General features: G+C 59.2%; 11 protein-coding genes. 1 reads left to right on the top strand and 10 read right to left on the bottom strand.

Annotation, left to right across the window (positions count from 1 at the left end; translation table 11 throughout):
* Positions 1–130: 130 nt before the first annotated feature.
* Positions 131–1,042, top strand: coding sequence for an acyltransferase (locus OZ656_RS19610; RefSeq protein WP_036148786.1), 912 nt, complete (start codon positions 131–133; stop codon positions 1,040–1,042).
* Between the two features lie 12 nt (positions 1,043–1,054).
* On the opposite strand, the gene OZ656_RS19605 is transcribed toward OZ656_RS19610, so the two are convergent.
* From OZ656_RS19605 to folX, 10 genes are all read right to left on the bottom strand, one after another.
* The gene (locus OZ656_RS19605) at positions 1,055–1,252 is read right to left on the bottom strand and encodes a hypothetical protein (RefSeq protein ID WP_011787196.1); all 198 of its coding nucleotides are present in this window, start codon (positions 1,250–1,252) and stop codon (positions 1,055–1,057) included.
* Positions 1,253–1,313: 61 nt separating this feature from the next.
* A complete protein-coding gene (locus OZ656_RS19600; RefSeq protein ID WP_379944825.1) occupies positions 1,314–3,296 on the bottom strand; it encodes a ribonuclease R family protein in 1,983 nt (660 codons plus the stop codon).
* Positions 3,297–3,405: 109 nt separating this feature from the next.
* Positions 3,406–3,855 carry a DUF411 domain-containing protein gene (locus OZ656_RS19595; RefSeq protein ID WP_379944824.1) on the bottom strand — a complete coding sequence of 150 codons (450 nt, stop codon included), beginning with the start codon at positions 3,853–3,855 and terminating at the stop codon, positions 3,406–3,408.
* A gap of 117 nt (positions 3,856–3,972) precedes the next feature.
* Positions 3,973–6,555, bottom strand: coding sequence for a heavy metal translocating P-type ATPase (locus OZ656_RS19590; protein WP_303293423.1), 2,583 nt, complete (start codon positions 6,553–6,555; stop codon positions 3,973–3,975).
* 3 nt (positions 6,556–6,558) lie between these two features.
* The gene (locus OZ656_RS19585) at positions 6,559–6,993 is read right to left on the bottom strand and encodes a MerR family transcriptional regulator (protein ID WP_153739630.1); all 435 of its coding nucleotides are present in this window, start codon (positions 6,991–6,993) and stop codon (positions 6,559–6,561) included.
* Between the two features lie 243 nt (positions 6,994–7,236).
* Complete coding sequence (locus OZ656_RS19580; protein WP_011787190.1) at positions 7,237–7,557, bottom strand: hypothetical protein; 321 nt, start codon at positions 7,555–7,557, stop codon at positions 7,237–7,239.
* A gap of 53 nt (positions 7,558–7,610) precedes the next feature.
* Positions 7,611–9,878, bottom strand: a complete 2,268-nt coding sequence (locus OZ656_RS19575) for a bifunctional diguanylate cyclase/phosphodiesterase (RefSeq protein ID WP_153739629.1) — start codon at positions 9,876–9,878, stop codon at positions 7,611–7,613.
* A gap of 58 nt (positions 9,879–9,936) precedes the next feature.
* Positions 9,937–11,247 carry an HD-GYP domain-containing protein gene (locus OZ656_RS19570; protein WP_379944822.1) on the bottom strand — a complete coding sequence of 437 codons (1,311 nt, stop codon included), beginning with the start codon at positions 11,245–11,247 and terminating at the stop codon, positions 9,937–9,939.
* Positions 11,248–11,414: 167 nt separating this feature from the next.
* Positions 11,415–11,849, bottom strand: coding sequence for a CoA-binding protein (locus OZ656_RS19565; RefSeq protein ID WP_014423007.1), 435 nt, complete (start codon positions 11,847–11,849; stop codon positions 11,415–11,417).
* Positions 11,850–11,862: 13 nt separating this feature from the next.
* On the bottom strand, positions 11,863–12,237 hold the full coding sequence (gene folX, locus OZ656_RS19560; RefSeq protein ID WP_379944821.1) for a dihydroneopterin triphosphate 2'-epimerase: 375 nt from the start codon (positions 12,235–12,237) through the stop codon (positions 11,863–11,865).
* Positions 12,238–12,254 lie beyond the last annotated feature (17 nt).

Raw genomic sequence — 12,254 nt, 5'->3', positions numbered from 1 at the left:
ATTCATTCCCCCAGCCATGGCAAGACTGTCACATCCGGTCGGCGTTTTGGTCACTTCGGGCCACTGCCCAAGCGGCTGCCAGGTTGCTATGATTGCGGGCTTCGGAAACAACAACCACAACAGGATGCCCATGCTCAGTTTCCTGCCTGCCCCCGTTATTGGCGTGCTTAATTCCCTGCTACTAGGCCTGAACACCGTGTTCTGGTGCCTGCTGCTCTATATCCCCGCGGTGTTCAAGCTGGTGATTCCGCACAAGGGTTTCCGGGTGTTGTGCACCCGCGTGATCATCTGGATTTCGGAGTCGTGGGTGGCCTGCAATACAGGCTGGATGAAGCTCACCCACAATACCCGCTGGCACGTGGAAGGCGCCGACAAGCTCAAGCGCGAGAGCTGGTATCTGGTGCTCAGCAATCATCAGAGCTGGGTGGATATCCTCGCCATGCAGCGGGTGTTCAATCGCCAGGCGCCGTTTCTGAAGTTCTTCCTGAAACAGCAGCTGATCTGGGTGCCGGTGATCGGCCTGGCCTGGTGGGGGCTGGATTTCCCGTTTATGAAACGCTACACCCGGGAATACCTGATCAAGCACCCGGAAAAACGGGGCGATGATCTGAAGGCGACCCGCAAGGCTTGTGAGAAATTCCGCTACACGCCGGTGAGCGTGATGAACTTTGTGGAAGGCACCCGTTTTACCCCGGCCAAGCACGACCGGCAGAAGTCACCGTACCAGCATTTGCTGGTGCCCAAGGCCGGTGGAGTGGCCTTTGTGCTGGATGCCATGGGTGATTCCATTGATACCCTGGTAGATGTCACGATTGCCTATCCCGATGGCGCTCCAACGTTCTGGGACTTCATTTGTGGGCGGGTGCCGGAGATCCGGATGACCATTGATACCCAGGCCATTCCGGAACACCTCAAGGGCAGGGATTACTCTGAGGACGCCGAGCACCGCCGCAACGTCAAGGACTGGTTGGGCGATCTGTGGCGTGCCAAAGACGAGCGGCTGGGGCGAATGCTGGCCCGGCAGGACCAGAACCCTAGCTGATGCCGTCCCGGGTCAGTCGTCGTCTTCGACCTGATCCGGGTGTTCCTTCTTGAACCTTTCCCACTCTTCCCAGTCATGGGGAGTGCCGGCATGGGGGCGTTTCAAATGCCTGGCATGCTCCATGGCATTGTGGCGCAGGCTGTGGTCGGGCTCTTCTTCTTCCTTGTCGAAGCCGTACTTTCGCAGAAATTCCTGAGGACTGATGGGCATAACACACCTCCTGAAAACAGAAGACCTCTGAACAGATACGGTGTGTCTGCCCGGCTGGTTTTCAACCCTTGTCGTCGGTTCCGGGATTAATGTCCTCGGCCTCGAGCAGTTTGAAGTTGATCTGCCGACGCTCTTCGTCCACACCGGAAAAACTCACGGTTACCCGCTGGTCCAGCTGGAAGATCCGGCCGTTCTTGTTGTGAACCAGGCGCAGCGTAACCGGATCAAAGCTGAACTTGCCCTCCAGATCCTTGCAACTGACAAAGCCTTCCAGGCCGTTGCAATCCAGGCGGACGAAAAACCCCGACGGCATGGTGCGGGTAATGGTGCCTTCCATCGGATCTGCCGGCAGGCCTTTGGCGTAATCGCTCTTGAGCCAGGCCTCCAGGGTGTTGGCAGCCATGCGGGCGCGGAACTGGGTGGTTTGAAGACTCTCCAGCTGCTGCGGGTTCAGGGCCTTGATGGGTTGATCCCAGAGTGCGGCCTTGATCAGACGGTGCACGTAGAAGTCCGAGAACTTGCGCAGCGGTGAAGTAAAGGTGGTGTAGGCCGCCAGTCCCATACCCTGATGCGGAGCAGGCTCGAAGCCCAGTTCGGCCCGGGCCAGTTGGCGCGAGAGAATGGACTTGACCGGCACATCGGCCTGCAGGCCATCGGTGTGTTTCATCAACGCCTTGAAGCCTTCGGCACTGGTGGCATCCAGTTCGGCCAGATGTGGGGCGTAACCTTCCAGCAGTTTACGGATATTGTCGGCGCGGTCGTCCCGCAGCCCCGGATGCTGGATGAACAGGCCTTGCCCCTGCTTTTGCAGGAAATCGGCCGCACAACGATTGGCCGCAACCATGCATTCTTCCACCAGCCGGTGGGCTTCGTTCTGCACTGCCGGTTCAATCACCCGGATCCGCTTGTTTTCGTCCAGACGCAACCGGAATTCGGGGCGATCATTGCTCAGTAACGCGTGCTCCGAGCGCCATTTGCGCAGGGCGGTGGCGGCCTGATGCAGCTGGTCCAGGCTGTTGGCGACGGCTTCGGGCAAGGCCTTGATGTCATCGTCTTCCCGACCTTCAATCAGGTGTGACACCAGCTCATAGCTCAGCTTGCCCTGGGAGCGGATGACGGCCTGGCGAAAGCTGTAGTCGCCCAGGCTGCCATCGTTGTTCACCTGCAGGTCGCACACCAGGGCCAACCGGGGTACCTCTGGCATCAGCGAGCACAGGCGGGTGCTGATGGTGTCTGGCAGCATGGGCAGCGGCTCGCCCGGGAAGTAGATTGCCGTGGCCCGGTTAAAGGCTTCTTCTTCGGCCGGGCTGCCCGGTTCAATCATCGCCGTCGGGTCGGCAATGGCAATGGACAGGGTCCAGCCGGTGGCGTTGGGGGTGGCCATCAGGGCATCGTCCATGTCCTGGGTGCCCGGGCTGTCGATGGTGACATAGGGCTGTGCGGTGCGGTCTTCGCGGCCATCGGTGTGGGCGGAAACAGACTCTTCGCCCAGGGCATCGGCCTGCTTCTGCACTTCGTCCGGCCAGGCGTCGGCCAGGTCGAAGTTGGCCAGGGTGAAGGCCCGTTCGATGCCCGGTTCACCGGCCTTGCCGATAACCCGCAGTACCTTGGCCTGGCCCTTGCCGTCCTTGAACGGGTGGCGATGAATCTGGCAGTAGATGAAGTCGTCCGGCTGGGCGTTCATACGTTCTTTCGGCGGAATGAAAATCCAGCGGTTGATGCCCGGCGTTTCCGGCGCAACAAAGTGGCCCTTGCCCTTGATCAGGTAACGGCCCACGAAGGTGGTCAGGTGCGATTCCAGCAGCTCGTCCACCATGCCCTGGGTTTTGCCCTTTTCCACTTCCTGTTCGGTAACGTTTACCCGGTCGCCGGGCAGCACCTTCTGCATTTCCTCGGGCGGCAGGAACACGTCCCGTCCTTCATCCAGGGCCACAAAGCCGAAGCGCCCGTTGGTGGGCTTGACGGTACCCGGGAAGACCACCTTGTTCTGCTTGATATCGGTTTTCAGCTGGCGCAACTGATTGAGAGCGTCGGCATTGAGCATGGAGAAATAACCTGGCTAAAAATGTGTGATGCAGCGGAGTATAACGGTTCTGCCAGAGGGAGTCAGATCTGGCAGAACCGGCCAGGAAAAATAGTCCGCGGGGCGGGCGTCAGTTGTGCTCGTTAAAGATCCGGGTCTGGCCCTGATCGTTAAACAGAATCACCTTGTAGTGATCCTTGCGGTCGCCCATTTCCATGCCCGGAGAGCCCGCCGGCATACCGGGTACGCTCAGGCCGGTGGCCTTGGGAGCTTCTGCCAGCAGGCGCTTGATGTCGTCCGCCGGAACATGGCCTTCAATCACGTAGCCATCTACAAAGGCGGTGTGGCAACTGCCCAGGCCCGGAATCAGACCGGCTTCGGCTTTGATCCTGCCCATGTCGTCGCTGTTGGTGGCGGTGACATCAAAACCGTTTTCTTCCAGATGGTCGATCCAGTCGCCGCAGCAGCCGCACGTGGGGGATTTGTACACGTGAATGCTCTGGGCCGCACCGCCGGCAAGGGCGGTGGTGCTGAATCCCAGGGCAGCCATCAGGCCGAGGGCAAGGGTGTGTTTTCTCATGGTGATTACCTCAGTGATGTTGATCGGAGTTGTCCGAGTTAGAGCCGGAGAGCCAGAACCACCAGACAATGGCAGCCATCAGGGCGAGACCACCGGCATTGACCAGAAAGGTTGTCATCAGTTCCGCTCCTCTGCTGATACCTGGGGTTGGCTGGTCTTGAACAGCCGCAGCCGGTTGGCGTTGGAAACCACCGTCACTGAAGACAGCGACATGGCGGCGCCGGCCAGGATCGGACTCATCAGGATGCCCCACACAGGGTAGAGCAGGCCGGCGGCCACCGGAATACCCAAGGAGTTATAGATAAAGGCCCCGAACAGGTTCTGGTGAATGTTCTTCACCGTTGCCCGGGAGATCTCGATGGCGTCTGGCACCCCGTGCAGGGAACCGCGCATCAGGGTGATGGACGCACTTTCAATGGCCACGTCGGTGCCGGTTCCGATGGCAAAGCCGACGTCCGCAGCTGCCAGCGCCGGGGCATCGTTGATGCCATCCCCCACCATGGCCACCGTGTAGCCTTGACCCCGCATTTCGCTGACCACTTCGGCTTTGTCCTCCGGCAACACCTCGGCCCGGTAGTCATCGATGCCGGCCTTGGCCGCAATGGCCTTGGCGGTGGCATCGACATCGCCGGTGACCATCATCACCTTGATGCCAGCGTCGTGAAGGCGCCGGATGGCAGCCTCGGAATCCGGTTTAATGGCATCGGCCACGCCGATGACACCCAATACTTGCTGGCCCACCGCCAGGAACAGCGGCGTGCCGGCTTCCCGGGTAATGGTTTTGGCGGCATCATCCAGAGCCTCGACAGACAGCCCTTCGGCTTCCAGCCAGCGCCGATTGCCCAGGCGTACCGGTTCGCTATCAAGCTTGCCTTGCACACCTTTGCCATTGAGCGCTTCAAAGCCGGAGACCAGTTCTGGCTCAATATCGTTCTCGCGGGCCCGGTCCAGAATGGCTTCTGCCAGCGGATGCTCGGAATGCTGCTCCAGCCCGGCGGCTAATGCCAGCAGGCGTTTCTCATCGCCGTTTGTCGCGTGCACCCGGGTTACCGCGGGATGGCCCTCGGTAATGGTGCCGGTTTTATCCAGAATCACCAGATCGATTTTTCCGGCAGTCTGCAAGGCATCGCCCTGGCGAATCAGCGCACCGTACTCTGCTGCCTTGCCGACACCCACCATCACCGACATGGGCGTGGCCAGCCCCAACGCGCAGGGGCAGGCAATGATCAGTACCGTGGTGGCGGCCACCATCATGTGCACCACCGCCGGCTCCGGCCCGACGTTGTACCAGACCAGCGCCGACACCACGGCAATCAGCATCACCGTGGGCACGAACACCGAAGAGATCTTGTCTGCGAGCCGGCCAATGGCGGGTTTCGAGCCCTGGGCCTTTTTCACCAGCTTGATGATCTGGGCCAGCGCGGTCTCGCTGCCCACCCGGGTAGCTTCATAAATAATCGAGCCGTGGGTGTTCAGAGTACCGGCCGAGACCTCATCGCCTTCGCCCTTGCCCACCGGCATGGGCTCACCGGTCAGCATGCTTTCATCGATGCGGGTGGTGCCTTCGGCAATCACCCCGTCCACCGGCAGCTTCTCGCCCGGGCGCACCCGGATGCGGTCGCCTTTCTGAACCTCTTCAACGGGAATATCCTGCTCCTGGCCGTCGCGGATCACCCGGGCCGTTTTCGCCCGTAAATCGAGCAGCCGGCGCACCGCTTCCGAGGTCTTGCCCTTGGCCCGCAACTCCAGGGCCTGGCCCAGATTGATCAGGCCAATGATCATCGCCGAAGCCTCGAAATACACATGGCGAGCCATCTCCGGCAGCGCCTCCGGCGCACTGGCCACCACGATCGAATATAGCCAGGCGGTGCCGGTACCCAGAGCAATCAGCGTGTCCATATTGGCGTTATGATGTTTGAACGCCTTCCAGGCACCGGTGTAGAAATGCCCGCCGGTGGCAATCATCACCCCCAGAGTGAGAATGCCCAGATTAATCCAGGTAAGCTGATTGGCCTCGGTCACCATCATCGACCCGAAGCCCATGCCCCAGATCATCAACCCAAGGCCCAGCCCCAGACTAATGGCCATCTTCACCAGCAGTACCTTGTACTGCTTCTTGTCCTCTTCCTGCTTGCGGTCGTCGGCGGCATCCGCGTCTTCAATCACCCGGGCACCATAACCCGCACTCTCCACCGCCTGCACCAGCGCCTGCGGATCGGCATCACCGCTGGCGGTCGCGGTGCTGTCCGCCAGATTCATATGAGCGTGAGTGACACCGGGGACCGACATCAACGCCTTCTCAATGGTATTCACACAGGATGCACAGGTGGCCCCACTGACCGCCAGCGCGATCTGCCCGTCGCCGGCATCCGATGGCTCGACGTCGGTCGAGGCGGCCGGTGTATCTGAGTCCGGCGCCTTATCAGCGGCCGACTTGCCATTTTTGGATGCGCAGCAACTGCCGATGGGTTCGTTATGAACCAACGGCTCCGCCGGGTAGCCAGCCTCCGTTACTATCCGTGCCGCCTCGGCGCTATCCACATTCTCAGGCAGGGCCACGGTCTGGTCTTCGAGATTCACCTCCACCCGCTCGGTGCTCCCGGTCAGCGGTTCCAGAGCATGACGAATCTTCTTCGCACAACCCTGACAAGAGGCGCCGGAAATACTCAGCGCTGTTTTCAGAACCGATGCTTCACTCATTACTCAAGACTCCTCACAGCAGGATGATGACGAAGGATCATCCCAATGTTCGATTAACCGACAAATCGTATGTCCATCCGGCGTACCATCGGGCATGTCCTGCCAGGTGGACAATGCCGACACCATCCGCGCCCGCAACTTCTGCAACTCCGAAATCTCCCGCTCAACCTCCGCCAGCCGCTGCTGGAACACATCCCGAACCATCGGGCAGGGCGAATGATGATCGTCCGCCTGCTCCAGAATCTGCCGTATCTCCGGCAGAGAAAACCCCAGCTGCCGTGCCTTGCGGGCAAACCGCAACCGTCGCAGATCCTCGGCATCGTACTGCTGATAGTTGTTGTCCGGATTGCGAGTAGGGCGCAACAAACCCTCCCGGGTGTAAAACCGGACGGTATCCGGGTTAACCCCGGAGGCGGTGGCGATTTCTTTGACTTTCATGGTGCCGAATCCCCCAACGAGCATGTGGGTGGATGGGAGACTTGTTCAGATGTTTCGGAGTGTTGGTGTGGGTGGCGCTTCCGAAAATGTTCGTAGCCATGGATGGCGGAGACAAGCGTACAGGGAAGTACTTGCAGCGGTTTTCGGAAGCGCCACCCACACCGACACGGCATTCTCCCAAATCCACAGAACAAGACTAAAACCTGTGACCAACTCACAGGTCAAAGGTTTTCGGAGAGAAACTCAGGAAGAAGCGTTTTTCGAACGCAGAAACACACCACAGGACTTGCACTGATCCGGCGCCATAAGCTTCGCCTGCCAGCCAATTTTCACGCCACAGGCAGGGCACCTCAGCCGCAACTGCAGAACCACAATCGGCGCCACCAGCAACGCCAGCAACACCCCCAGCGACCCCCAGTCATCGCCGGACGACAGCCCCAACTGACTGCTGAACACCAGCACTACAATCAACGCCACAAACGCAAACACAAAATAATTTCGGTTCCACCGCTCCCAGCGGCGAAGCTGTGCATCCTGCTCCGAAGTCAGATATCTGGCCGACATAATGCTCTCGTGACAAACCGTTGAAAGTGAAGTGTGGAGTTCTGGCCCGGTAATTACAAACCGGAACCGACGGGCAGGCCCGGAATCAGAATGCCTTCCGCAAGCGCCCGCTCAAGATCGGCCGCCGGAATCGGCCGGCTGATCAGATAGCCCTGGGCCAGATTGCATCGGTGCGCTTTCAGGAAGTTCAGTTGCTCCTCCGTCTCGACGCCTTCAGCCACTACCTGAATGCCCAGGTTGTGGGCCAGATTGATCACCGCCCGGGTAATCACCGCATCATCGTGGCGCTCAGTGACGTCGGTAATGAACGACCGGTCAATCTTCAGCAGGTCGACCGGGAAATCTCTCAGATAGCCCAGCGACGAGTAACCAACCCCGAAGTCATCAATCGCCAGATGCACACCCAACTGGTGCAGCTGGGATAACTGATTGAGGTTGTGCTCGATGTTCTGGATAAAGATTTCCTCAGTCAGTTCCACCTCCAGCCTCGACGGATCCACCGCCTCCGATGCCAGGGTTGAACGGATATGGTCAATCAGGGAATCGTCATCCAGTTCGCGGCCAGACAGATTCACCGCGACTCTCAGGTGCTCACAGGGCGTACCTTTCCAGCGTGCCAGTTGACGGCAGGCGGCCAGTACCACCCAGCGGCCGATCTCGGTAATCCGGCCGCTTTCCTCAGCCAGCGGAATAAACTCCACCGGAGGCAGGAGCCCGCGAACCGGGTGTTGCCAGCGAATCAGCGCCTCGACACTGTTGATCTGGCCGGTGTCGAGATTGAGCTGGGGCTGGAAGTAAAGCACGAATTCATCATTGGCCAGCGCCTGGCTCAGGTCACGGTCCAGCTCAAGACGCAGCACTTCGCGGTCCTGCATGCCCTCGGTATAGAACTGGTAGGTATTACGGCCCTGCTCCTTGGCCCGGTACAGGGCAATATCGGCATTGCGTAACAGCGCATCCGCGTCCAGACCACTCTGGGGGTAAACCGCCACACCCATGGTCGCGGTAATACTGTGAGCCTCGCCCTGCACCTCGAACGGCGCGGCGAAACACTGCTTGATCTGGCCCAGCAGGTGAATCACATCGTCAATGTCATCGACCTGCTGCTGACACACCATAAACTCGTCACCACCGGAGTAGGCGACCAGTACCCGCTCATTGCTCAACCCGTTCAGGCGTTCAGACACCTTGATCAGAAGCTCATCCCCGAACTGATGCCCGAGGGAATCGTTAAGCATCTGGAAGCGGTCAAGATCCAGCATCACCAGGGCGATCTGGCGCAGCTGTCGATCGGCAATGTTGATGGTATGCGCGAGGTCTTCCATGAAGAAGCGGCGATTGGCCAGACCCGTGAGGGTGTCGGTCGACTCCAGCCGTTCCAGGTCCACCTGCATGGCTACTCGCTGATCGATTTCCTGTTCCAGCTCTTTACGGGTTTTGAGCAGAGCCTGGTTGCGTTTCAGGATGAGTTGCACCAGCAGGGTAGTAAGGCTGGTGAGCAGGCCCATCAGCAGCAGGCTGGTAAAGGTCATGGTAGGCCAGCTGCTGCGCTGGCCTTCGACCCATTGTCTCGAAGGTGTGAGTGTCAGTGACCAGTCCAGCGAAGGCAGGTTGATCGGTACGGTGTGGTTCAGCGAGTTATCAAGGTCGGACGAGGTGTTCAGCAGATAACTGGTCTGGTCACTCTGGGTGATGGTGACCTGGAACTGTTCAAGGACCCGCCGGGTCAACATTTGCTCTGCCAGCGTATTCATTCTGAAAACGCCAGCCATGAAACCGTTATTGGCATCACCCCGCCCGACAGGATGATAGATCACCAGACCCTCTCCGCCCTGTCGAAGGTCAATGATGCCGGAAATATCGTACTGTCCGGAGGCTGCAGCCCGCGATAGCGCCGCTCGCCGCTGTTCATTGAAGGCGACATTGAAACCGATGACATCGTTGTTGCCGCTCAGGGGTTCCAGCCAGCGGATGATGTAGTTGCGGTCAATCCATTCAATGGCCTGGTAAACCCCGAAGTCTCTCAGATAATTGCGCGCATCCTCACGCCAGAGCGCCTCGGTCTGGGATGGATTGGCCTGCATGCGCATGGCCATACGCCCGATGGCATCGAGGTGCACCATGAATTCGCGCTCAAGGTTGTTGGCGAGCGCTCTGGCTTCATTGCTGAGATTGGTCTGGATCTGGTGGGTATTCTGCTGGATCAGGCCAACCCGGAGCCCGGAGGCAATACCCAGAAACACCAGGAAGATCAGAACCGGGAAAACCGGGCTCATCAGCGCACGAACGACCAGTCTGATGGATGTCTCGGGTTTCTCCACATCATGCTCCGGAGTGAGTGGGTTCGGGATACCTGGGTTAACGGCAGGCTCGCGCTGATTATGAATGATTTGCAACGCTCTTTGCCATTAGCTGTTCGATCCGACCCCTAAGGGATATCCCGAAAGCGCCGTCAGGTAAAGCCCTGGCGATTTCCCGAGTGGTGTGCTCAAGCCCCATCTGCTCACCGAGATCCACGACTCGCGGCGTGACCGGCTTTTTCGAGGGATCCAGCAGTATCTCAACGCTCGGTTTGAGTTTGCGTCCGGGGTGCGTACTTACTACCAACGCGACTTCTCCTGTGCTCAGTTCGACCAGGCTGCCCGGGGGATAGATACCCATCATTTTGATAAAGGCTTCGACCATATCGGCGTCGAATTGCTGCCCCCGGTTCTTGAACAGAATCCTTACGGCGTCGGCCGGTGACATGCCGTCACGGTAACAGCGGTCGCTGGTCATGGCATCGTAGGCGTCAACAATGGCAATCAGGCGGGCAAACCGGCTGATCTGCCACTCCGGCAACTGTTGTGGATAGCCCCGGCCGTCGATGCGTTCATGGTGATGCAGGGTCACATCGCTGATGATCGGGTCCAGGCTTGGGTCCTGCTTCAGGAGCTCATGGCCCAGGGTGGTGTGTTTCCGCATGAACTCATATTCCCGGGGGGACAAAGGCCCGGGTTTGTTGAGGATCTCGTCCGGTACCCGTAACTTGCCGATATCGTGCAGCAGCCCGCACATGCCGGCCACTTCCAGATCGTCTTCCGGCAGACCGAGGAAACGGGCGAAGGCTACGGTAAAAATGGCGACGCGCAGGCAATGTTCGGCGGTGTAGGCATCGCGGTGCTTGATTCGTGCCATCCAGAACATGGCACTGGCGTTGGCTCTGATACTGTCCACGCAGGAGCGGATCAGCGGTCGGGCAGACGCCAGTTCCAGATCGTTATGCTGTTCGATGTCGCGAATCACCTTTTCCACGAACTGCTGGGTTCGGCCCCAGGCATCGGCAGCCCGGGGCAGTTCCTGTTCGAGCGTGCGGGTTTCCTGCAGGGGTTCGGTGGTGCGTTGCTTCAGGTGGGGGATCTGATCCAGAACCGGAGCCAGTCTCTCGGCCTCGTCCTCGACCACGACCCAGGCGCAATACTGGCGCAGTATTCGGGCTTCGACGTCGGATTGCAGAGTGAATCCCTGGAACAGAACCGGGACCTCGGTCCAGGGCCGGTCAAGCTTGACCACTTTCATGCCGGGCTGCAGCAGGTCCACGGGCAGACGCACCCGTTCCAGTACAACGTCTGTAGACGCTTTGGGAGTGCTCTGAACATCGCGGCCTTTAGCGGCGGCTCTGGACTTGCCTGGTTTACTTCGGAACCACATGGTCCTGCCAGTCTTCGAATTATTGTTCAGAGAGTATGTCAGACTGTCGCAATTGGTAACAGTTACGATCTGAAACTGTGATCTGGCTCTTGATCCAGCTCAGCTTCGGCAGCCGGTTTTCATGCCGGCTACCGATACCAGTCATGCACCAGGGACAGTAAGACAGGTCAGCGTTTGGCCGGGGTGCGTAGGCCGTGCCGCGGTATTTCCTGCTTGGGGCAGCGATCCATCACCACCGTCAGGCCGGCGGCTTCGGCACGCTGGGCGCCGGTTTCATTGATCACACCAATCTGCAGCCAGAGCACCGGAACCTTCTGCTCAATGGCCTGATCGATCACGGCATCGGTACGCTCAGGAGCCAGGAAAAGTTCCACCATATCCACTGGCTCTGGAAGTGTGGCGAGATCTGCGTAGACGGTTTCGCCCAGAACCTGCTGACCGGCTAGGCGCGGGTTAACCGGAATCACCCGATAGCCCTGGTGCTGCAGGTATTCCATCACTTCATGGGAAGGCCGGTTGGTCTTCTCGCTGGCACCCACCAGGGCGATGGTATTAACCGATTCCAGAATCTCCCGGATCTGTTCGGGGCTGTTGCTGGGCATAATGCAGATTCTCCTAGTCGCGACTGGCTTCCAGAGTCACGGAAACCGATTCTGCATAACGTAGCGCATGGGGCTTGTCGATTTCTACCTCGGCCCAACGCACGGCGCCATGTTCCATGACGATGGTCAAAACTTCGTGGGTCAGGCGCTCCAGCAAGGCGAACCGCTGGCCGTCCACATGGGCGATAATCTGCTTGGTAATGGTGCGGTAGTTGAGCGCAGCAGAGATTTCATTGCGCTCGATAGCCTCCGAGGCATCGTAGGTCAGGCAAACGTTAATCACCACGTCCTGCTGGTTGTTGATCTCTTCTTCCTTGATGCCGATATAGTCACGCAGCAGAAGATTCTTGATCTGGACACGGGCCAGTGGTTTCTGGGCGTTTGCCATAACAACTCCCTGGAGTC

The organism is Marinobacter sp. LM1 (assembly GCF_042763285.1).
Taxonomy (GTDB): Bacteria; Pseudomonadota; Gammaproteobacteria; order Pseudomonadales; family Oleiphilaceae; genus Marinobacter; species Marinobacter nauticus.
This window is presented reverse-complemented; position numbering and strand designations above follow the sequence as displayed.

Coding starts and splice junctions, on each gene's coding strand:
- OZ656_RS19610 (WP_036148786.1), top strand. CDS start 131: ATGCTCAGTTTCCTGCCTGCCCCCGTTATTGGCGTGCTTAATTCCCTG.
- OZ656_RS19605 (WP_011787196.1), bottom strand. CDS start 1,252: ATGCCCATCAGTCCTCAGGAATTTCTGCGAAAGTACGGCTTCGACAAG.
- OZ656_RS19600 (WP_379944825.1), bottom strand. CDS start 3,296: ATGCTCAATGCCGACGCTCTCAATCAGTTGCGCCAGCTGAAAACCGAT.
- OZ656_RS19595 (WP_379944824.1), bottom strand. CDS start 3,855: ATGAGAAAACACACCCTTGCCCTCGGCCTGATGGCTGCCCTGGGATTC.
- OZ656_RS19590 (WP_303293423.1), bottom strand. CDS start 6,555: ATGAGTGAAGCATCGGTTCTGAAAACAGCGCTGAGTATTTCCGGCGCC.
- OZ656_RS19585 (WP_153739630.1), bottom strand. CDS start 6,993: ATGAAAGTCAAAGAAATCGCCACCGCCTCCGGGGTTAACCCGGATACC.
- OZ656_RS19580 (WP_011787190.1), bottom strand. CDS start 7,557: ATGTCGGCCAGATATCTGACTTCGGAGCAGGATGCACAGCTTCGCCGC.
- OZ656_RS19570 (WP_379944822.1), bottom strand. CDS start 11,247: ATGTGGTTCCGAAGTAAACCAGGCAAGTCCAGAGCCGCCGCTAAAGGC.
- OZ656_RS19565 (WP_014423007.1), bottom strand. CDS start 11,849: ATGCCCAGCAACAGCCCCGAACAGATCCGGGAGATTCTGGAATCGGTT.
- folX (WP_379944821.1), bottom strand. CDS start 12,237: ATGGCAAACGCCCAGAAACCACTGGCCCGTGTCCAGATCAAGAATCTT.